We start from the raw sequence: 20,747 nt of genomic DNA, 5'->3' as shown, positions 1-20,747 counted from the left end.
GGCACGGCGCGGCACGCCGGGAACGGCGGTTTCGCTTGACGCGGGCACCCGGCGGCGTCATCCTGTTGCGCGTCACCCGCTCACGCGGGGGGCCGCACCGGGAGCCTGGGGGCTTGACGCGGTTGGACGGTGCTGCCTTCTTCGGGTATGCTATCTCTTTGCGCTGCCCCTAACCTTCCCTCGCTCGTCGTCGAGTCGTCCCATCGCCATGCCCCCGGCTGTCCCGGGTGGACCCGCGTGGGCACGGCACACGGTGGTCGGAGGGGTCGGGAGCGGCCAGTTCGCACAACAGACCAGGCCCGTGGAAGGAACCCTCCTTGGCTGCCTCGCGCACCACGTCCAAGATGACCACCGCTCTGACGGCTTCGGGCCGTCTCTCGTTCGCCAAGATCCGTGAGCCGCTGGAGGTCCCGGACCTCCTCGCCCTGCAGACCGAGAGCTTCGACTGGCTGCTCGGCAACGAGCGCTGGCAGGAGCGCGTCGCCGCCGCCCTCGAGGCCGGCCGCGACGACGTGCCGGAGCGCTCCGGCCTCGAGGAGATCTTCGAGGAGATCTCCCCGATCGAGGACTTCAGCGGCTCGATGTCGCTGAGCTTCCGCGACCACCGCTTCGAGGACGTCAAGTACTCGATCGAGGACTGCAAGGAGCGCGACCAGACCTACTCCGCGCCCCTGTTCGTCACCGCCGAGTTCATGAACAACACGACCGGCGAGATCAAGAGCCAGACGGTCTTCATGGGCGACTTCCCGCTCATGACCGAGCGCGGCACCTTCATCATCAACGGCACCGAGCGCGTCGTCGTCTCGCAGCTCGTCCGCTCCCCGGGCGTCTACTTCGAGCGCACCCCGGACAAGACCTCCGACAAGGACGTCTACTCCACCAAGGTCATCCCGAGCCGCGGCGCCTGGCTCGAGTTCGAGATCGACAAGCGCGACATGGTCGGCGTGCGCGTCGACCGCAAGCGCAAGCAGTCCGTCACGGTCCTCCTCAAGGCCCTCGGCATGTCCGAGGCCGAGATCCTCGAGGAGTTCGGCGACTACGAGTCGATGCGCATGACCCTCGAGAAGGACAACACGACGGGTCAGGACGACGCGCTGCTCGACATCTACCGCAAGCTGCGCCCGGGCGAGCCGCCGACCAAGGAGGCCGCGCAGACGCTGCTCGACAACCTCTACTTCAACGGCAAGCGCTACGACCTCGCGAAGGTCGGCCGGTACAAGATCAACAAGAAGCTCGGCCTCGACACCGAGCTGTCGACCTCGACCCTCGGGCTCGAGGACATCGTCGCCACGATCAAGTACCTCGTCGCGCTGCACGCCGGCGAGGAGACGATGCCCGGCACCCGCCGCGGCGAGGCCGTCGACATCCGCGTCGAGACCGACGACATCGACCACTTCGGCAACCGCCGCCTGCGCAACGTCGGCGAACTCATCCAGAACCAGGTCCGCACCGGCCTGTCCCGGATGGAGCGCGTCGTCCGCGAGCGGATGACGACCCAGGACGTCGAGGCGATCACGCCGCAGACGCTCATCAACATCCGCCCGGTCGTGGCGTCCATCAAGGAGTTCTTCGGCACCAGCCAGCTCTCCCAGTTCATGGACCAGAACAACCCGCTCGCGGGCCTGACGCACAAGCGGCGTCTGTCGGCCCTCGGCCCGGGTGGTCTCTCCCGTGACCGCGCCGGCATGGAGGTCCGCGACGTCCACCCGTCGCACTACGGCCGCATGTGCCCGATCGAGACCCCTGAGGGCCCGAACATCGGCCTCATCGGCTCGCTCGCGTCCTACGGGCGGATCAACTCCTTCGGCTTCATCGAGACCCCGTACCGCAAGGTCGACAAGGGTCGCGTGACCGACGACGTCCACTACCTCTCCGCCGACGAGGAGGACGAGCACGTCATCGCCCAGGCGAACGCGACGCTCTCCGAGGACGGCACCCACTTCGCCGACGAGCGCGTGCTCGTGCGCGTCAAGGGTGGCGAGGTCGAGTACGTCCCGGCGGCCGAGGTCGACTACATCGACGTCTCCCCGCGCCAGATGGTGTCCGCGGCCACCGCGCTCATCCCGTTCCTCGAGCACGACGACGCCAACCGCGCGCTCATGGGCTCGAACATGCAGCGCCAGGCCGTCCCGCTCGTGCGGGCCGAGGCCCCGCTCGTCGGCACCGGCATGGAGTTCCGCGCCGCGGTCGACTCCGGTGACGTCGTCGTCGCCGAGAAGGCCGGTGTCGTCACCGAGGTCTCCGCCGACCTCGTGACCGTCGCCGCCGACGACGGCACCTCGCGGACCTACCGCATCGCGAAGTTCGACCGCTCGAACCAGGGCAACAGCTACAACCAGGTCGTGCGCGTCGACGAGGGCCAGCGCCTCGAGGCCGGCCAGCTCATCGCCGACGGTCCCGCGACCGACGGTGGCGAGATGGCGCTCGGGCGCAACCTCCTCGTGGCGTTCATGCCGTGGGAGGGCCACAACTACGAGGACGCGATCATCCTCAGCCAGCGCCTGGTCCAGGACGACGTCCTCTCCTCGATCCACATCGAGGAGCACGAGGTCGACGCCCGCGACACCAAGCTCGGCCCCGAGGAGATCACCCGGGACATCCCGAACGTCTCCGAGGACGTCCTCGCCGACCTCGACGAGCGCGGCATCATCCGCATCGGTGCCGAGGTCCGCGACGGCGACCTGCTCGTCGGCAAGGTCACGCCCAAGGGCGAGACCGAGCTGACCCCGGAGGAGCGCCTGCTGCGCGCGATCTTCGGCGAGAAGGCGCGCGAGGTCCGCGACACCTCCCTCAAGGTCCCCCACGGCGAGACCGGCACCGTCATCGGCGTCAAGGTCTTCGACAAGGACGAGGGCGACGAGCTGCCCCCGGGCGTCAACCAGCTGGTCCGCGTCTACGTGGCGAACAAGCGCAAGATCACCGACGGCGACAAGCTCGCCGGCCGCCACGGCAACAAGGGCGTCATCTCCAAGATCCTCCCGGTCGAGGACATGCCCTTCCTCGAGGACGGCACCCCGGTCGACGTCGTGCTCAACCCGCTCGGTGTCCCCGGCCGCATGAACGTCGGGCAGATCCTCGAGCTCCACCTCGGCTGGGCCGCCAGCCGCGGCTGGGAGATCGAGGGCAAGCCCGAGTGGGCCGAGCTCATCCCCGAGGACGCGCGCCAGGCCCCGGCCGGCACCCGCGTCGCCTCGCCGGTGTTCGACGGTGTCCGCGAGAACGAGATCGTCGGTCTGCTCGACAGCACGCGCAAGACCCGCGACGACGTCCGCCTCATCGACGGCTCGGGCAAGGCCCGCCTCTTCGACGGCCGCTCCGGCGAGCCGTTCCCCGAGGCCGTCTCGGTCGGCTACATGTACATCCTCAAGCTGCACCACCTCGTGGACGACAAGATCCACGCGCGCAGCACGGGTCCCTACTCGATGATCACCCAGCAGCCGCTCGGCGGTAAGGCCCAGTTCGGTGGCCAGCGCTTCGGTGAGATGGAGGTCTGGGCCCTCGAGGCGTACGGCGCGGCCTACGCGCTGCAGGAGCTGCTCACCATCAAGTCCGACGACGTCAACGGCCGCGTCAAGGTCTACGAGGCGATCGTCAAGGGCGACAACATCCCCGAGCCCGGCATCCCCGAGTCCTTCAAGGTGCTCATCAAGGAGATGCAGTCCCTCTGCCTCAACGTGGAGGTCCTGTCCAGCGACGGGTCCACCATCGAGATGCACGACGCGGAGGACGACGTCTTCCGCGCCGCCGAGGAGCTCGGCATCGACCTGTCCCGGCGCGAGCCGAGCAGCGTCGAAGAGGTCTGACAGGTGCGGGGCCGGGGCGCCGTGCGCGCCCCGGCCCACCACCCGCTCGACACACCACCTGACAGACCACGACTGACGTAAGAAACGAAAGAAGGAACCACGTGCTCGACGTCAACTTCTTCGACGAGCTCCGGATCGGCCTCGCCACCGCGGACTCGATCCGCGCCTGGAGCCACGGTGAGGTCAAGAAGCCCGAGACGATCAACTACCGCACCCTCAAGCCCGAGAAGGACGGCCTCTTCTGCGAGAAGATCTTCGGCCCGACCCGGGACTGGGAGTGCGCCTGCGGCAAGTACAAGCGGGTCCGCTTCAAGGGCATCATCTGCGAGCGCTGCGGCGTCGAGGTGACCCGTGCCGCCGTGCGTCGTGAGCGGATGGGCCACATCGAGCTCGCCGCCCCCGTCACCCACATCTGGTACTTCAAGGGTGTCCCGAGCCGCCTCGGGTACCTGCTCGACCTCGCCCCGAAGGACCTCGAGAAGGTCATCTACTTCGCGGCCTACATGATCACGTCCGTCGACGAGGACCAGCGGCACGCCGACCTGCCCTCGCTCGAGGCCCAGATCCAGGTCGAGAAGAAGGAGATCGAGAACCGCCGCGACGCCGACGTCGAGGGCCGCGCCAAGAAGCTCGAGGACGACATCGCCGCCCTCGAGGCCGAGGGTGCCAAGTCCGACGCCAAGCGCAAGGTCCGCGACTCCGCCGAGCGCGAGATGAACGCGATCCGCCGTCGCGCCGACCAGCAGGTCGAGCGCCTCGAGCAGGTCTGGGACCGCTTCAAGAACCTCAAGGTCCAGGACCTCGAGGGCGACGAGGTCCTCTACCGCGAGATGCGCGACCGCTTCGGTCTCTACTTCGAGGGCGGGATGGGCGCCGCGGCGATCCAGAAGCGCCTCGAGACCTTCGACCTCGACGCCGAGGCCGAGTCGCTGCGCGAGATCATCGCCACGGGCAAGGGCCAGCGCAAGACCCGCGCCCTCAAGCGCCTCAAGGTGGTCTCCGCCTTCCAGACGACGACGAACCAGCCGGCCGGCATGGTCCTCGACGCGATCCCGGTCATCCCGCCGGACCTGCGCCCGATGGTGCAGCTCGACGGTGGCCGCTTCGCGACCTCGGACCTCAACGACCTGTACCGCCGCGTCATCAACCGCAACAACCGCCTCAAGCGGCTGCTCGACCTCGGTGCGCCCGAGATCATCGTCAACAACGAGAAGCGGATGCTCCAGGAGGCCGTCGACAGCCTCTTCGACAACGGCCGTCGCGGCCGCCCGGTGACGGGCCCCGGCAACCGTCCGCTCAAGTCGCTGTCCGACATGCTCAAGGGCAAGCAGGGCCGGTTCCGCCAGAACCTGCTCGGCAAGCGCGTCGACTACTCCGGCCGTTCGGTCATCGTCGTCGGCCCGCAGCTCAAGCTGCACCAGTGCGGCCTGCCGAAGCAGATGGCGCTCGAGCTCTTCAAGCCCTTCGTCATGAAGCGGCTCGTCGACCTCGACCACGCCCAGAACATCAAGTCGGCCAAGCGCATGGTCGAGCGTCAGCGCCCCCAGGTCTGGGACGTCCTCGAAGAGGTCATCACCGAGCACCCGGTGCTGCTCAACCGTGCGCCCACGCTGCACCGCCTCGGCATCCAGGCCTTCGAGCCGCAGCTCGTCGAGGGCAAGGCCATCCAGATCCACCCGCTCGTCTGCACCGCGTTCAACGCGGACTTCGACGGTGACCAGATGGCCGTGCACGTGCCGCTGTCGGCGGAGGCCCAGGCCGAGGCCCGCATCCTCATGCTGTCCTCGAACAACATCCTCAAGCCGGCCGACGGCCGTCCCGTGACCATGCCCACCCAGGACATGATCATCGGCCTGTACCACCTCACCTCCGAGGTCGAGGACGGCAAGGGCGCCGGGCGGGCGTTCTCGACGGTGTCCGAGGCCCGCATGGCCTTCGACGCCGGCCAGATCGAGCTCGGCTCGCTCGTGAAGATCCGTCTCGAGCACCTCGTGCCGACGCCGATGACCGAGCTGCCCGAGGGCATCGAGCTCGACGCCGAGGGCTACGTGCCGGCGATGACGGTCGAGACCACCCTGGGTCGCGCGCTCTTCAACGAGACGCTCCCGATGGACTACCCGTTCGTCAACGACCAGGTCGACAAGAAGCGCCTGTCGACGATCGTCAACGACCTCGCCGAGCGGTACAGCAAGGTGCAGGTCGCGGCGAGCCTCGACGCGCTCAAGGAGTACGGCTTCCACTGGGCGACCCGCTCGGGCACCACGGTCGCCATCTCCGACGTCGTGACGCCCCCCCGCAAGCTCGAGATCCTCGACGGCTACGAGACCAAGGCCACGAAGGTCCAGACGCAGTACGAGCGCGGTCTGATCACCGACGACGAGCGTCGCCAGGAGCTCATCGAGATCTGGACGCAGGCCACGAACGAGGTCGCCAAGGAGATGGAGGCGAACATCCCGAGGACGAACACCATCTTCAAGATGGTCTCCTCCGGTGCTCGCGGTAACTGGATGCAGCTGCGCCAGATCGCCGGCATGCGTGGCCTGGTGTCGAACCCGAAGGGCGACATCATCCCGCGGCCGATCCGCGCGAACTTCCGCGAGGGCCTCACCGTGCTCGAGTTCTTCATCTCGACGCACGGCTCCCGCAAGGGCCTGGCCGACACGGCGCTGCGCACGGCGGACTCGGGCTACCTGACCCGTCGTCTCGTCGACGTGTCGCAGGACGTCATCATCCGTGAGGACGACTGCGGCACCGAGCGTGGCCTCAAGATGCCGATCGCGAGCACCGACGAGCGCACCGGCACCCGCGCGGTCCACGACGACGTCGAGACCTCGGTCTACGCCCGCTCGCTCGCCGAGGACGTCGTCAAGGACGGCGAGGTCCTCGCCGAGGCCGGCATCGACCTCGGGGACGTCGTCATCGGCGCGCTCTTCGCGGCCGGCGTCGACTCGGTCAAGGTCCGCTCGGTCCTCACCTGCGACTCCAAGGTCGGGACCTGCGCCAAGTGCTACGGCCGCTCGCTGGCCACCGGCAAGCTCGTCGACATCGGTGAGGCCGTCGGCATCATCGCGGCGCAGTCCATCGGTGAGCCCGGCACCCAGCTGACGATGCGTACCTTCCACACCGGTGGTGTGGCCGGTGACGACATCACGCAGGGTCTGCCGCGTGTCGTCGAGCTCTTCGAGGCCCGCACGCCCAAGGGTGTCTCGCCGATCGCCGAGGCCTCCGGCCGCGTGACGATCGAGGAGACCGACAAGGCGCGTCGCCTCCTGCTCACGCCGGACGACGGCTCCGAGGAGCACGCCTACCCGGTGACCAAGCGTGCGCGCCTGCTCGTGCAGGACGGCCAGCACGTCGAGGTCGGTGCGCAGCTGACGCAGGGGTCCATCGACCCCAAGCAGGTGCTGCGCATCCTCGGCCCGCGCAAGACGCAGGAGCACCTCGTCGACGAGGTGCAGAACGTCTACCGCCAGCAGGGTGTGTCGATCCACGACAAGCACATCGAGGTCATCGTCCGGCAGATGCTGCGCCGGATCACGATCATCGAGTCGGGCGACGCGGACCTGCTCCCGGGCATGCTCGCCGAGCGTGGGCGCTTCGAGGAGGAGAACCGTCGCGTCGTCGCCGAGGGCGGCAAGCCGGCCTCGGGTCGTCCCGAGCTCATGGGCATCACCAAGGCCTCGCTCGCGACCGAGTCGTGGCTGTCGGCGGCCTCCTTCCAGGAGACCACCCGCGTCCTCACCGAGGCCGCCATGGAGGGTCGTTCCGACTCCCTCCTCGGCCTCAAGGAGAACGTCATCCTCGGCAAGCTCATCCCGGCCGGCACGGGTCTGACCCGCTACCGCAACATCGCGGTGGAGCCGACCGAGGAGGCCAAGGCCGCGATGTACTCGATGCCGAACTACGAGGACTACGCGTTCTCGTTCGGCCCGGGTTCCGGCGAGGCCGTCCGCCTCGACGACAGCGAGCTCGGTCTCGACCGGCTCTGAGCCGCCGCACCGCCGCACGGGCGGGCACCACGTGGGAGACCACGGGCGCCCGCCCGTCGGCGTTCCCGGCGGCGGACGCCTAGGCTGACCGGATGGACGAGCCGCCGGTGACGCTCGCGCGGGCCGGGACGCCGGCGGGCGAGGTGGTGCTGCGTCGGGACGAGGGGGTCCTCCAGCTCGTCGTCGACGGCGTCTTCGCGATGGACACCGTCGACGTCTCCACCGAGCGGGTGCTGGCCGACGAGGCGCTGCGGCACCACCCGGCGCCGGCCCGCGTGCTCGTCGGGGGGCTCGGCCTGGGCTTCACCACCCGGGCCGTCCTCGCCGACCCGCGCGTGCGCCACGTCGACGTGGTCGAGCTCGCGGCGCCGCTCGTGGCGTGGGCCCGGGCGGGCCTCGTCGAGGAGCTGGCCGGGCTCGAGGGGGAGCGGTGCGCCCTCCACGTGGCGGACGTCGCGGACGTCCTCGCGGGGAGGGCTGCCCCGGACGGGCCGTGGGACCTCGTCCTGCTCGACGTCGACAACGGTCCGGACTTCCTCGTCCACACCGCCAACGCGGCTCTCTACGAGCCGGACTCGCTGGCGGTGGCCCGGCGGGTGCTGCGGCCGGGAGGCCGGCTCGCCGTGTGGTCCTCGCACCGGGCGCCGGCCCTCCTCGAGGCCCTGCGCTCGGTGGCCGAGCCGGGCGACGCCGTGGCCGAGGTGGTGCTGCCGGTCCGGCGTGACGGTCGCGAGCTCGAGTACGCGCTGTACTCGTTCGCGTCCGGGGCGCCCGCCGGGGGAGGATGACCCGGTGCGCCGCGATCTCGTCATCCGCCCGGAGCGTCCCGAGGACGCCGGGCCGGTCCGCGACCTCGTCCTCGCCGCCTTCGCGACGACGGACTTCTCCGACGGCACCCCCGAGGCGCGGCTCGTCGACGGGCTGCGGGCCGACGGCGACCTGCTGCCGGCGCTGACCTTCGTCGCCGAGCTCGACGGCGGTGTCGTCGGCAGCGTCGTCTGCAGCCGTGCCTCCCTGGGGGAGGGACCCTCGGTGGGCCTCGGGCCGCTGGCGGTGCGCCCGGACCACATGGGGCAGGGCATCGGCTCGGCCCTCGTCGCCTCGGTCGTCGCGACCGCCGAGCAGCTCGCCGAGCCCTCGGTCGTGCTCCTCGGCGACCCGGGGTTCTACGGCGCCTTCGGGTTCGAGACCGCGGCCGACCACGGGGTGGCGTCTCCCGGGCCGTGGGAGGACCGGTTCTTCCAGCTGCTGCGGCTGCGGGCCTGGCACCCGGGGCTCGCGGGCCCCTTCCGCTACGCCCCGGCGTTCGACCGGCTCTGACGCGGGCAGGGCGCCGGCAACCGATTTGGGTGGCCACGCGCGGCCCGGTATCCTTGGGTGTTGTGTCTGGCTAGGACCAGACCCAGGAGCCGGGACCGGCGCCGCGAGGCGACGGGCACGGCCTCGCCCACCTCCTGCCGGGCGCCCCACCACACCACGTCCCCCCCCGGGGAATGGCGCATGGGGAGTGCAGGGAGGAGCAGCCGGTGCGACACACCCGAACGCGGGGGTCGAGCAGCGGCCATGACAAGGAGTGACGGCGCGACCGCCGTCGCTTGACCAGACCAGACCGAAGGATCCAGGTTGCCTACCATCAACCAGCTGGTGCGCAAGGGCCGGCAGGACAAGGCCGTCAAGGCCAAGACGCCTGCCCTCAAGGGCTCCCCGCAGCGCCGCGGCGTGTGCACGCGCGTGTACACGACCACCCCCAAGAAGCCGAACTCCGCCCTCCGCAAGGTCGCCCGCGTGCGCCTCACGAGCGGCATCGAGGTCACCGCCTACATCCCCGGTGTCGGCCACAACCTCCAGGAGCACTCGATGGTGCTCGTCCGCGGCGGTCGTGTGAAGGACCTCCCCGGCGTGCGCTACAAGATCATCCGCGGCGCCCTCGACACCCAGGGCGTCAAGAACCGTCAGCAGGCGCGCAGCCGCTACGGCGCGAAGAAGGGGAAGAGCTGATGCCGCGCAAGGGTCCCGCTCCGAAGCGGCCGCTCGTCATCGACCCGGTCCACCAGTCCCCGCTGGTGACCTCGCTGGTCAACAAGGTCCTCCTCGACGGCAAGAAGTCCACCGCCGAGCGCATCGTCTACGGCGCGCTCGAGGGCTGCCGCGAGAAGACCGGCACCGACCCGGTGCAGACGCTCAAGCGCGCGCTCGACAACATCAAGCCGACGCTCGAGGTCAAGTCCCGCCGCGTCGGCGGTGCGACCTACCAGGTCCCGATCGAGGTCAAGCCGAACCGCGCGACGACGCTGTCGCTGCGCTGGCTCGTCGGCTACTCGCGTCAGCGTCGTGAGAAGACGATGACCGAGCGCCTCATGAACGAGATCCTCGACGCGTCCAACGGCCTCGGCGCCGCGGTGAAGCGTCGCGAGGACACGCACAAGATGGCCGAGTCCAACAAGGCCTTCGCGCACTACCGCTGGTGACCCCGTCCGGGGAGCCGCGCCGTCCCGCGGCCGGCTCCCCGGGCCACCGGTGCACGACCGCACCACCCCGCACCACCCCCGACGCGACGAGACGAGAGCACAGAACGTGGCACAGGACGTCCTGACGGACCTCAAGAAGGTCCGCAACATCGGCATCATGGCGCACATCGACGCCGGCAAGACCACGGCGACCGAGCGCATCCTCTTCTACACCGGTGTCAACCGGAAGATGGGCGAGACGCACGACGGCGCCTCCACCACCGACTGGATGGAGCAGGAGAAGGAGCGGGGGATCACCATCACCTCCGCCGCCGTCACCTCCTTCTGGGAGGGGTCGCAGATCAACATCATCGACACCCCCGGTCACGTCGACTTCACGGTCGAGGTCGAGCGCTCGCTGCGCGTCCTCGACGGCGCCGTCGCCGTCTTCGACGGCAAGGAGGGCGTCGAGCCCCAGTCCGAGACGGTCTGGCGCCAGGCGGACAAGTACAACGTCCCGCGCATCTGCTTCGTCAACAAGATGGACAAGCTCGGCGCGGACTTCTACTTCACCGTCGACACCATCAAGGACCGCCTCGGTGCGGAGCCGCTCGTGCTCCAGCTGCCGATCGGCGCCGAGAACGACTTCGTCGGTGTCGTCGACCTCATCTACAAGCGCGCGCTCGTGTGGGAGGGCGACGCCAAGGGCGACGTCACCATGGGTGCCAAGTACGAGATCCAGGACATCCCGGCCGACCTCGTCGAGCGCGTGGAGGAGTACCGCCACCAGCTCATCGAGCGCGTCGCCGAGTCCGACGACGCCCTCATGGAGAAGTACCTCGAGGGTGGCGAGCTCACCCCCGAGGAGATCAAGGCCGGCATCCGCCGCCTGACCATCGCCTCCGAGGTCTACCCGGTCCTGTGCGGCTCCGCGTTCAAGAACCGCGGCGTCCAGCCGATGCTCGACGCGGTCGTCGACTACCTCCCCTCGCCGCTCGACGTGCCGGCGATGGAGGGTCACGCCCCGGGCAACGAGGACGAGAAGGTCGAGCGCAAGCCCAGCAAGGACGAGCCGTTCTCCGCGCTCGCCTTCAAGGTCGCCTCGCACCCGTTCTTCGGCACGCTGACCTTCATCCGCGTCTACTCCGGCCACATCTCCGCCGGCACCCAGGTGCTCAACAGCACCAAGGTGAAGAAGGAGCGCATCGGGAAGCTCTTCCAGATGCACGCCAACAAGGAGAACCCGGTCGAGGACGCGATGGCGGGCCACATCTACGCCGCCATCGGTCTGAAGACGACGACCACCGGTGACACCCTCTGCGACATCGACAAGCCGGTCGTGCTCGAGTCGATGACCTTCCCGGAGCCCGTCATCCAGGTCGCCATCGAGCCCAAGACCAAGGGCGACCAGGAGAAGCTCGGCACCGCGATCCAGAAGCTGGCCGAGGAGGACCCGACCTTCCAGGTGCACCTCGACGAGGACACCGGCCAGACGATCATCGCCGGCATGGGCGAGCTCCACCTCGACATCCTCGTCGACCGCATGCGTCGCGAGTTCAAGGTCGAGGCCAACGTCGGCAAGCCGCAGGTCGCCTACCGCGAGACCATCAAGCGGACCCTCGAGCGCTACGACTACACCCACAAGAAGCAGACGGGTGGCTCGGGCCAGTTCGCGAAGGTCCAGATCGCGCTGGAGCCGCTGGACACCGCCGAGGGCGAGCTCTACGAGTTCTCCAACAAGGTCACCGGTGGCCGCATCCCGCGCGAGTACATCCCGTCGGTCGACGCCGGCATCCAGGACGCCATGCAGTACGGCGTGCTCGCCGGCTACCCGCTGGTCGGCATCAAGGCGACGCTCCTCGACGGTGCGTACCACGACGTCGACTCCTCGGAGATGGCGTTCAAGATCGCCGGCTCCATGGCGCTCAAGGAGGCCGTCCGCAAGTGCGAGCCGGTCCTCCTCGAGCCGATGATGGCCGTCGAGGTCCGCACCCCCGAGGACTACATGGGTGAGGTCATCGGCGACATCAACTCGCGGCGTGGCCACATCCAGGCGATGGAGGACATCTCCGGCGCCAAGGTCGTCCGCGGCCTGGTCCCGCTGTCGGAGATGTTCGGGTACGTCGGCGACCTGCGGTCCAAGACCCAGGGTCGCGCGAACTACTCGATGGAGTTCGACTCCTACGCCGAGGTCCCCAAGTCGGTGGCCGAGGAGATCATCAAGAAGACCCGGGGCGAGTGACCGCTACAGTGGTCGCTGATCTCGCCTGAGAGAAGCACTTCCAACCAACCCCAGACGACGCCACGTCCTGCCCGGTCGTAACGGCGTTACCGAGAAATCAGTCCTGAGGAGGACATCAAGTGGCGAAGGCAAAGTTCGAGCGGACCAAGCCGCACGTCAACATCGGCACCATCGGTCACATCGACCACGGTAAGACGACGCTGACTGCTGCGATCTCCAAGGTCCTGCACGACAAGTACCCGGACCTGAACCCCCAGTTCGCGTTCGACGACATCGACAAGGCGCCCGAGGAGAAGCAGCGCGGTATCACGATCTCCATCGCGCACATCGAGTACCAGACCGAGGGCCGTCACTACGCCCACGTCGACTGCCCGGGCCACGCCGACTACGTGAAGAACATGATCACGGGTGCGGCGCAGATGGACGGCGCGATCCTCGTCGTCGCCGCCACCGACGGTCCGATGCCGCAGACGAAGGAGCACGTCCTCCTGGCCCGCCAGGTCGGCGTCCCCTACGTCGTCGTCGCGCTCAACAAGGCCGACATGGTCGACGACGAGGAGATCCTCGAGCTCGTCGAGATGGAGGTCCGCGAGCTGCTGAGCTCCTACGAGTTCCCCGGTGACGACCTCCCCGTCGTCAAGGTCTCGGCGCTCAAGGCGCTCGAGGGCGACGCCGAGTGGGGCCAGACCGTCCTCGACCTCATGGAGGCCGTCGACACCTACATCCCCGAGCCGGAGCGCGACACCGACAAGCCGTTCCTCATGCCCGTCGAGGACGTCTTCACGATCACCGGTCGTGGCACCGTCGTCACCGGCCGCATCGAGCGCGGTGTCCTCAAGGTCAACGAGGAGGTCGAGATCGTCGGCATCCACGACGGCCCGCCCACCAAGACGACCGCCACCGGCATCGAGATGTTCCGCAAGCTCCTCGACGAGGGTCGTGCGGGCGAGAACGTCGGCCTGCTCCTGCGTGGCATCAAGCGCGAGGACGTCGAGCGCGGCCAGGTCGTCGTCAAGCCGGGGTCGATCACCCCGCACACCGGCTTCGACGCCAACGTCTACATCCTGTCCAAGGACGAGGGTGGCCGTCACACCCCGTTCTACGACAACTACCGCCCGCAGTTCTACTTCCGCACCACCGACGTCACCGGCGTCGTGAAGCTGCCGGAGGGCACCGAGATGGTCATGCCCGGTGACAACACCGAGATGGCCGTCGAGCTCATCCAGCCCATCGCGATGGAGGAGGGCCTCAAGTTCGCCATCCGCGAGGGCGGCCGCACCGTCGGCGCCGGCCGGGTCACCAAGATCACCAAGTGACCTGACGCCGGTCACGCACCGGCCACCGGTCGAAGGGCCCGCATCCCCCAGGGGGTGCGGGCCCTTCGCCGTGCCCGGACCGGCGGCGGTCAGGGGGACGCGGTGGGCCCGGTGGAGAGCCGCTGCCCGGCCACGTCGACGAGCGCCGCGCGGACCCGGGCGATGGCGGGGGAGGGGGCCATGCTGCGGCGCCAGGTCATCATGACCCGGCGGGTGGGCACGGGGTCGGTGAGCGGGACCGCGACGACCGATGCCGGCAGCTGCTCGCGTCCCAGCCGGGGGACGAGGCTGACGCACACGCCCTCGGCGACGAGCCCGACGTGCGAGGCGAACTCCCACGACCAGTGCCGGATGCGCGGACGGGCGCCGTGCAGGTCGAACATGTGGCTGAGCCAGCCGTGGCAGACCGACCCCTCGGGCGCGCAGACCCAGGCGTCGTCGACGAGCTCGGCCGCCGTCGTGCTCGCCGCGCCGGCCAGGCGGTGGTCACGGTGCACGAGGACGTCGGCGGTGTCGACCCCGAGCCCGACGACCTCGAGGTGCTCGGGGAACGGCAGCGGGAGGTCGCCCCAGTTGTGGACCAGTGCCGCGTCGGCGCCCCCGGACGCGACGAGGTCGATCGCCTCGTGCGGGTCGCGCTCGACGAGCGTGACGGTGAGGTCGGGCTCGTCGGTCGCGAGGCTGCGCAGCGCGGGGGCGAGCAGGCCGCGGACCGCGGTCGAGAACGCGACGAGCCGGACGCCGCCGACGACCGGACCCCCGGTGACCCGCCCGAGTCCGGACTCGAGCCGCTCGAGCCGTTCGAGGATGTCGCCGCCCTCGTCGGCGAGGTGGCGGCCGAGCTCGGTGAGCATCACCCCGCGCCCGACCCGTTCCAGGACCGCCCCGCCGACCCGTCGCTCGAGCCGCTTGACCTGCTGCGAGACGGCCGACGGCGTGTACCCCAGCTCCGCCGCGGCGCCGCCGACGGAGCCGGTGCGGCGGACCGCGGCGAGGGTGGCGAGGTGCTCCGGCTCGATCATGTAGCGACGCTACACGGATGACGCACCGATCGTGCGCTGGTGCTGAACCGAGCGCGAGGACGAGGATGGGCGTATGCCGGTGCGCGACGCCCTCTCCGCCCTCCTCGTCATGCTGGTCTGGGGGATGAACTTCGTCGTCATCGACCGAGGGCTCGACGGGGTCCCGCCCCTGCTGTTCGTCGCGCTGCGCTTCGCCGTCGTCCTCCTCGCCCTGCCCTTCGTCGCCCGGCCGGCGGCCCCGCTGCGGCGCGTCCTCGCGATCGGCCTGTGCATGAGCCTGGGCCAGTTCGGGCTGCTCTACTCCGCGCTGGCGCTCGGCATGCCGCCGGGGCTCGCGTCGCTCGTCCTCCAGGCGCAGGCGGTGCTCACCGTCGGGCTCGCCGCCCTCGTCCTCGGCGAGCGACCCCTGCGCGTGCAGCTGGCCGGCGTGGCGCTCGGCGCCGTCGGCCTCGGCGTGGTCGCGCTGGGTCGCGGGGGCAGCGTGCCCGCCGTCGCGCTCGTCGTCTGCGTCCTCGCAGCCCTGTCGTGGGCGACCGGCAACGTGCTCGTGCGTCGGCTCGGGGTGCCGGGGGGCCTGGGCCTCACGGTCTGGTCGGCGCTCGTCGTGCCCGTCCCGGCGCTCGGCCTCAGCCTGCTCGTCGACGGGCCGGCCGCGGTCGGGGACGCGCTCGCGCACCTCTCGCGCGTCAACTGGCTGAGCACCGCCTACACCGCGCTGCTCGCGAGCCTCGTCGGCTACGGCATCTGGAACCGGCTCCTCGAGCGGCACCCGGCCTCGGACGTCGCGCCGTTCACGCTGCTCGTGCCGCCGATCGGCATCGCGACCGCGTGGGTCGCCGACGGCGAGGTGCCGACCCCGCTGGCCGTCGCCGGGGGCGTCCTGCTCGTGCTCGGCGTCGCGCTGGTCACCCTGGGGCCACGGTGGCGGGGTCGGCCGCGGAGTGGGGTGACGGCGCGCGGGGCAGCCGGCGCACGTCCGGTGACGCCAGCGTCGCCAGCGCGATGACGGCGACGGCGAGCCCGCCCGTGAGGACCACCGGGGCGAGGCCGAACCGCTCGGCGACCGGCCCTGCGACGAGCTGCCCGACGGGCACGAGCGCCATCGAGCCCAGCGCGTCGTACGAGTAGGCCCGGGAGAGCTGGGCCGGCTCGACGTGCTCCTGCACGGCGAGGTTCCAGCCCATGCCGAACACCTCGAGCCCGACGCCGGCCACGACCGCGGCGAGGACGAGCGACCACGCCGGGGACCCGCCGCCGAGCAGGACGAGCGGGAGCCCGAGCAGGGCGACGGCCGGCATGCCGAACCGCAGCGGCCGGCCGAGCGGGACGCGGAGCAGGACGGCGGTCGCGAGGAGCGCGCCGGCCGCCTCGGCCGACAGCACCCAGCCCCAGGCGGGTCGACCGATCGTGTCCTCGGCCAACGCCGGACCGAGCGTCAGCCAGGCACCGCCCCAGACGGCGTTGAGCAGCGCGAAGGCGGTGACGACCACCCACAGCCACGGGGTGCCCCGGAAGGTCTGCCACCCCTCGCGCAGGTCGCGGACGACCGAGGGGCGCGAGGGCGGCGGGGCCGGCCGGGCGACGGCCCTGCGGACCGGGAGCAGGAGGAGCGCGGCGAGGGCCCACAGGGCCGCGTCGGTGAGCACGGCCCAGCCGGAGCCGACCGTCACGACGAGGAGGGTCCCGAACCCGGGGCCCACGACGGTCGCGAGCCCGCGGGTCATGCTCACGAGGGCGTTGGCGCGCTGGAGATGCTCGGCGGGGACGAGCGTCGGCACCATGCCGGCCATCGCCGGGAAGCCCAGCCCGGAGGCCGCGCCCTGGAGCGCCTGGAGGACGACGACGGGCCAGAGCTCGCGCACCCCGGCGAGGAGCAGCGCCGCCGTGAGCCCCTGCAGCAGCGCGCTCGCTAGGTTCGAGCCCTGGAGGACGAGCGAGCGGGGGAGCCGGTCGGCCAGCACGCCCCCGAAGAGCAGGAGCGCGGTCATCGGCACCACCCGTGCCGCGAGGACCTGGCCCAGGGCGGTGGCCGAGCCGCCGAGGTCGAGGACCGCGAAGGCGAGGGCGACGGTCGCGGCCGAGGTGCCGACGAGGTTGGCCGTCCGCGAGGCGAGGTACCAGGAGAACCCGCGCACGTGCAGCGGCGCGAGGGCGGCGCCGACGCCACTCACCGTGGGTCCAGCGCGAAGGCGAAGAGCGAGAGGTTGACCAGCGTCGTGCCCTCGGCGCGGGGCGCCCGGGCCCCGTCGTGCACGAGCGCCGCGGCCTCGAGCAGCAGCTCGCGGGCTCGCACCCACGTCTCCTCCTCGACCCACAGCTCGGCGTCCGTGACGATGCCGGGCAGGTCCCGGCGTCGGTCGCGGTAGCGGCGCTGCACCTCCTGGGCGGCGGCCCGCACGACGAGCTCGGCCGCGCCGGGGTCCACGTCACCGGTCGACGCGCCGCCCGGGCGGTCCTCCTCGCGCCAGGGATGGCGGTAGCGGACCGCGCGACCGCCGCGGATGCTCTCCTCGCCGGCGACGACGAGCTCGCCGGCGTCGCGCAGGAGGCGCAGGTGGTAGGAGGCGTTGGCGTGCGTCAACCCCAGCTCCCGTGCGACGTCCGCGGCGGTGAGGGCGCTTCCGGTCAGCAGGGACAGGATGCGCAGCCGGGTCGGGTGGGCGAGGGCCCGCAGGTGGCCGGGGTCGGTCATCACTACCTCCAAAGGGTTCTTGGGGAGTGTGGCACCGCGGCGCACGGGGTGTCAAAGAGTTCTTGGGGAGTCCTCGACGCGCCACGGTGACGGGGGTGCCGGGGGAGGGGGCCCCGGCGGTGTAGCGGCCGATTTGGTCCGGCGCGAGGGCTCTGGCAGACTAGCGGGGTTGCTTGGCGTGCTTCCGCGTCCCAGACCGGGACCGGGAGCCCACCGCGACGAGGTACTGAACCGCCGGACGGCGGGGCGGCTCGTCGGCGAAGAGCCAGGCCCGGTTCCACCGGACAACCGACCCACGGACGAACGCGAGAGATCGCTGACGCCCGAGCTGCGGAAGAAGGGCGACACGCCCGACCGCGGGGGCCGGAGGTCCACGGGCCGGCACTTTGACAGATGGACGGCGAGAGAGAGACGGAACAACAGATGGCGGGACAGAAGATCCGCATCCGGTTGAAGTCGTATGACCACGAGGTCATCGACAGCTCGGCGCGCAAGATCGTCGACACCGTGACCCGCGCGGGTGCGACCGTGGTTGGCCCCGTGCCGCTGCCGACGGAGAAGAACGTCTTCTGCGTCATCCGGTCGCCGCACAAGTACAAGGACAGCCGCGAGCACTTCGAGATGCGCACGCACAAGCGCCTCATCGACATCATCGACCCGACGCCGAAGGCCGTCGACTCGCTGATGCGTCTCGACCTCCCGGCTGACGTCAACATCGAGATCAAGCTCTGAGGCTCGCGATGACTACTGCCACGAAGACCCAGAAGGGTCTGCTGGGCACCAAGCTCGGCATGACCCAGGTGTGGGACGAGAACAACCGACTCGTGCCCGTCACCGTGATCCAGGCCGGTCCGAACGTCGTGACCCAGGTCCGCGCGGCCGACGTCGACGGCTACGCGGCCGTCCAGCTCGGCTACGGCGCCATCGACCCCCGCAAGGTCACCAAGCCGCTGGCCGGCCACTTCGAGAAGGCCGGCGTGACCCCGCGCCGCTTCCTCATCGAGATCCGCACCGCCGACGCGGGCGAGTACTCGCTCGGCCAGGAGCTCGGCGCCGACACCTTCGAGTCCGGCTCCTCGGTCGACATCAGCGCGACCACCAAGGGCAAGGGCTTCGCCGGTGTCATGAAGCGTCACGGCTTCCACGGCGTCAGCTCCTCGCACGGTGCGCACAAGAACCACCGCAAGCCCGGCTCCATCGGTGGCTGCGCCACCCCGGGCCGCGTGTTCAAGGGCATGCGCATGGCCGGCCGCATGGGCGGCGTGCGCCACACCACGCAGAACCTCACGATCCACGCCGTGGACGCCGACAAGGGCCTGCTGCTCGTCAAGGGCGCCGTCCCCGGTCCCCGCGGTGCGGTCGTCCTCGTCCGCTCGGCCGCGAAGGGGGCCTGACCATGGCTACCACGACGCTCGACGTCACCCTCCCCTCGGAGATCTTCGACGTCCAGACCAACGTCCCGCTGATCCACCAGGTCGTCGTCGCGCAGCTCGCGGCGGCCCGCCAGGGCACGCACGCCACCAAGACCCGCGGCGACGTCCGCGGCGGTGGCAAGAAGCCCTACCGCCAGAAGGGCACCGGCCGCGCCCGCCAGGGTTCGACCCGTGCGCCGCAGTTCGCCGGCGGTGGCACCGTGCACGGCCCGCAGCCGCGTGACTACAACCAGCGCACCCCCAAGAAGATGAAGGCCGCCGCCCTGCGCGGTGCCCTCTCCGACCGGGCGCGCCACGGCCGCATCCACGTCGTCGAGTCCATCGCCACCGGCGAGGCCCCCTCGACCAAGGACGCCAAGGCCCTGTTCGCCGGCCTCACCGAGCGCCCGAACCTGCTCGTCGTCCTCGACCGCAGCGACATCGTGTCGCTGAAGTCGGTGCGCAACCTCGCCGAGGTCCACGTGCTCGCGGTCGACCAGCTCAACACCTACGACGTGCTCTGCGCCGACGACGTCGTCTTCACCCAGGCCGCCTACGAGGCGTTCACCGGTGAGACCGTCGCCGCTGCGAAGCCCGCCAAGAAGGCCGCGGCGAAGAAGGCTCCGGCCAAGAAGGCCGCCGAGGCCGATGTGGAGGACGAGAAGTGAGCCAGGGCAAGAACCCCCGCGACATCCTGATCGCGCCGGTCGTGTCCGAGAAGTCGTACGGCCTCCTCGACGAGGGCAAGTACACCTTCCTCGTCGACCCGCGGTCGAACAAGACCGAGATCAAGATCGCCGTCGAGGAGATCTTCAAGGTCAAGGTCGACTCCGTGCACACGATGAACCGCCAGGGCAAGTCCCGTCGCACGCGGTTCGGCACCGGCAAGCGCAAGGACACCAAGCGCGCGATCGTCACCCTCCGCGAGGGCTCGATCGACATCTTCGGCAGCGCCGGCGCCTGAGGAAGCTGAGGACTTACACCATGGGTATCCGCAAGTACAAGCCGACGACGCCGGGGCGTCGCGGGTCGAGCGTGGCCGACTTCGTCGAGGTCACCCGCTCCACCCCCGAGAAGTCCCTCGTCCGTCCGCTGACCAAGAGCGGTGGTCGCAACAGCAACGGCCGCATCACCACCCGTCACATCGGTGGTGGCCACAAGCGCGCCTACCGCGTCATCGACTTCCGTCGCCACGACAAGGACGGCGTGCCGGCCAAGGTCGCGCACATCGAGTACGACCCCAACCGCACGGCGCGCATCGCGCTCCTGCACTACGCCGACGGCGAGAAGCGCTACATCCTCGCGCCGCGCGGCCTCGAGCAGGGCGCGACGATCGAGAACGGCCCCTCGGCCGACATCAAGCCGGGCAACACGCTCCCGCTGCGCAACATCCCGACCGGTACGGTCATCCACGCCGTCGAGCTCAAGCCCGGTGGCGGCGCGAAGATCGCCCGCTCCGCCGGTGTGCGCGTGCAGCTCGTCGCCAAGGACGGCCCCTACGCGCAGCTGCGCATGCCGTCCGGTGAGATCCGCAACGTCGACGTGCGCTGCCGCGCCACCGTCGGCGAGGTCGGCAACGCCGAGCAGTCGAACATCAACTGGGGCAAGGCCGGCCGCATGCGCTGGAAGGGCAAGCGCCCGACCGTCCGTGGTGTCGTCATGAACCCGGTCGACCACCCGCACGGTGGTGGCGAGGGCCGCACCTCCGGTGGTCGCCACCCGGTGAGCCCCTGGGGCCAGCCCGAGGGCCGCACCCGCCGCCCCGGCAAGCCCAGCGACAAGCTCATCGTGCGTCGCCGTCGTACTGGCAAGAAGCGCTGATAA

At 70.3% G+C, this 20,747-nt stretch carries 17 protein-coding genes; 14 read left to right on the top strand and 3 right to left on the bottom strand.

What is annotated here, in order from left to right; genetic code table 11:
- Nucleotides 1-317: 317 nt before the first annotated feature.
- From rpoB to tuf, 8 genes are all read left to right on the top strand, one after another.
- Nucleotides 318-3,803 carry a DNA-directed RNA polymerase subunit beta gene (gene rpoB / locus KMZ30_RS12300; protein WP_215514079.1) on the top strand — a complete coding sequence of 1,162 codons (3,486 nt, stop codon included), beginning with the start codon at nucleotides 318-320 and terminating at the stop codon, nucleotides 3,801-3,803.
- A 101-nt stretch (nucleotides 3,804-3,904) separates the two neighbouring features.
- The gene (locus KMZ30_RS12295) at nucleotides 3,905-7,792 is read left to right on the top strand and encodes a DNA-directed RNA polymerase subunit beta' (RefSeq protein WP_215514078.1); all 3,888 of its coding nucleotides are present in this window, start codon (nucleotides 3,905-3,907) and stop codon (nucleotides 7,790-7,792) included.
- Nucleotides 7,793-7,884: 92 nt separating this feature from the next.
- Nucleotides 7,885-8,580, top strand: coding sequence for a spermidine synthase (locus KMZ30_RS12290; protein ID WP_215514077.1), 696 nt, complete (start codon nucleotides 7,885-7,887; stop codon nucleotides 8,578-8,580).
- A gap of 4 nt (nucleotides 8,581-8,584) precedes the next feature.
- The gene (locus tag KMZ30_RS12285) at nucleotides 8,585-9,112 is read left to right on the top strand and encodes a GNAT family N-acetyltransferase (RefSeq protein WP_215514076.1); all 528 of its coding nucleotides are present in this window, start codon (nucleotides 8,585-8,587) and stop codon (nucleotides 9,110-9,112) included.
- A gap of 303 nt (nucleotides 9,113-9,415) precedes the next feature.
- Entirely contained in the window at nucleotides 9,416-9,790 is a 375-nt protein-coding gene (gene rpsL, locus KMZ30_RS12280) for a 30S ribosomal protein S12 (protein ID WP_030526821.1), read from the top strand.
- Nucleotides 9,790-10,260, top strand: a complete 471-nt coding sequence (rpsG, locus tag KMZ30_RS12275) for a 30S ribosomal protein S7 (RefSeq protein ID WP_030526822.1) — start codon at nucleotides 9,790-9,792, stop codon at nucleotides 10,258-10,260. Before rpsL ends, rpsG begins: the two co-directional genes overlap by 1 nt.
- A gap of 106 nt (nucleotides 10,261-10,366) precedes the next feature.
- Nucleotides 10,367-12,481 carry an elongation factor G gene (gene fusA / locus KMZ30_RS12270; RefSeq protein WP_215514075.1) on the top strand — a complete coding sequence of 705 codons (2,115 nt, stop codon included), beginning with the start codon at nucleotides 10,367-10,369 and terminating at the stop codon, nucleotides 12,479-12,481.
- Between the two features lie 119 nt (nucleotides 12,482-12,600).
- Nucleotides 12,601-13,797 (top strand): elongation factor Tu, encoded by a 1,197-nt coding sequence (gene tuf, locus KMZ30_RS12265; RefSeq protein ID WP_215514074.1) that lies wholly within the window; start codon nucleotides 12,601-12,603, stop codon nucleotides 13,795-13,797.
- 89 nt (nucleotides 13,798-13,886) lie between these two features.
- Here the strand turns inward: tuf and KMZ30_RS12260 are convergent, their stop codons facing one another.
- Nucleotides 13,887-14,819, bottom strand: coding sequence for a LysR family transcriptional regulator (locus KMZ30_RS12260; protein ID WP_215514073.1), 933 nt, complete (start codon nucleotides 14,817-14,819; stop codon nucleotides 13,887-13,889).
- A 73-nt stretch (nucleotides 14,820-14,892) separates the two neighbouring features.
- Here KMZ30_RS12260 and KMZ30_RS12255 point away from each other — a divergent pair, with 73 nt between their 5' ends.
- Nucleotides 14,893-15,825: an EamA family transporter gene (locus tag KMZ30_RS12255; RefSeq protein WP_215514072.1), complete on the top strand. Its 933-nt coding sequence runs from the start codon at nucleotides 14,893-14,895 to the stop codon at nucleotides 15,823-15,825.
- Here KMZ30_RS12255 and KMZ30_RS12250 read toward each other — a convergent pair.
- Nucleotides 15,725-16,990 (bottom strand): MFS transporter, encoded by a 1,266-nt coding sequence (locus KMZ30_RS12250; protein ID WP_215514071.1) that lies wholly within the window; start codon nucleotides 16,988-16,990, stop codon nucleotides 15,725-15,727. The two genes, KMZ30_RS12255 and KMZ30_RS12250, sit on opposite strands and share 101 nt — an antisense overlap.
- Nucleotides 16,987-17,511, bottom strand: coding sequence for an ArsR/SmtB family transcription factor (locus KMZ30_RS12245; RefSeq protein WP_215514070.1), 525 nt, complete (start codon nucleotides 17,509-17,511; stop codon nucleotides 16,987-16,989). Before KMZ30_RS12245 ends, KMZ30_RS12250 begins: the two co-directional genes overlap by 4 nt.
- Nucleotides 17,512-17,934: 423 nt before the next feature.
- Here KMZ30_RS12245 and rpsJ point away from each other — a divergent pair, with 423 nt between their 5' ends.
- Genes rpsJ through rplB form a run of 5 tightly spaced genes read left to right on the top strand, consistent with a single transcriptional unit; the run spans nucleotide 17,935 to nucleotide 20,744 of the window.
- Entirely contained in the window at nucleotides 17,935-18,243 is a 309-nt protein-coding gene (gene rpsJ / locus KMZ30_RS12240) for a 30S ribosomal protein S10 (protein ID WP_012867945.1), read from the top strand.
- A gap of 8 nt (nucleotides 18,244-18,251) precedes the next feature.
- Nucleotides 18,252-18,905: a 50S ribosomal protein L3 gene (gene rplC / locus KMZ30_RS12235; RefSeq protein ID WP_030526830.1), complete on the top strand. Its 654-nt coding sequence runs from the start codon at nucleotides 18,252-18,254 to the stop codon at nucleotides 18,903-18,905.
- A gap of 2 nt (nucleotides 18,906-18,907) precedes the next feature.
- On the top strand, nucleotides 18,908-19,591 hold the full coding sequence (gene rplD / locus KMZ30_RS12230; RefSeq protein WP_051750122.1) for a 50S ribosomal protein L4: 684 nt from the start codon (nucleotides 18,908-18,910) through the stop codon (nucleotides 19,589-19,591).
- The gene (gene rplW, locus KMZ30_RS12225; protein WP_030526831.1) at nucleotides 19,588-19,887 is read left to right on the top strand and encodes a 50S ribosomal protein L23; all 300 of its coding nucleotides are present in this window, start codon (nucleotides 19,588-19,590) and stop codon (nucleotides 19,885-19,887) included. The genes rplD and rplW overlap by 4 nt, the downstream gene beginning before the upstream one ends.
- 20 nt (nucleotides 19,888-19,907) lie before the next feature.
- Nucleotides 19,908-20,744: a 50S ribosomal protein L2 gene (rplB, locus tag KMZ30_RS12220; RefSeq protein WP_215514069.1), complete on the top strand. Its 837-nt coding sequence runs from the start codon at nucleotides 19,908-19,910 to the stop codon at nucleotides 20,742-20,744.
- The last annotated feature ends 3 nt before the right edge of the window (nucleotides 20,745-20,747 follow it).

Source organism: Phycicoccus mangrovi (assembly GCF_018729305.1).
Taxonomy (GTDB): Bacteria; Actinomycetota; Actinomycetes; order Actinomycetales; family Dermatophilaceae; genus Phycicoccus; species Phycicoccus jejuensis.
The sequence above is the reverse complement of the archived record's forward strand: the minus strand, read 5'-3'. Positions and strand labels throughout refer to the sequence as shown.

What these genes read in the sequence shown, in the direction of transcription:
- KMZ30_RS12290 (WP_215514077.1), top strand. Translation starts at nt 7,885, where the DNA reads ATGGACGAGCCGCCGGTGACGCTCGCGCGGGCCGGGACGCCGGCGGGC.
- rpsG (WP_030526822.1), top strand. Translation starts at nt 9,790, where the DNA reads ATGCCGCGCAAGGGTCCCGCTCCGAAGCGGCCGCTCGTCATCGACCCG.
- KMZ30_RS12260 (WP_215514073.1), bottom strand. Translation starts at nt 14,819, where the DNA reads ATGATCGAGCCGGAGCACCTCGCCACCCTCGCCGCGGTCCGCCGCACC.
- KMZ30_RS12255 (WP_215514072.1), top strand. Translation starts at nt 14,893, where the DNA reads ATGCCGGTGCGCGACGCCCTCTCCGCCCTCCTCGTCATGCTGGTCTGG.
- KMZ30_RS12245 (WP_215514070.1), bottom strand. Translation starts at nt 17,511, where the DNA reads ATGACCGACCCCGGCCACCTGCGGGCCCTCGCCCACCCGACCCGGCTG.
- rpsJ (WP_012867945.1), top strand. Translation starts at nt 17,935, where the DNA reads ATGGCGGGACAGAAGATCCGCATCCGGTTGAAGTCGTATGACCACGAG.
- rplC (WP_030526830.1), top strand. Translation starts at nt 18,252, where the DNA reads ATGACTACTGCCACGAAGACCCAGAAGGGTCTGCTGGGCACCAAGCTC.
- rplD (WP_051750122.1), top strand. Translation starts at nt 18,908, where the DNA reads ATGGCTACCACGACGCTCGACGTCACCCTCCCCTCGGAGATCTTCGAC.
- rplB (WP_215514069.1), top strand. Translation starts at nt 19,908, where the DNA reads ATGGGTATCCGCAAGTACAAGCCGACGACGCCGGGGCGTCGCGGGTCG.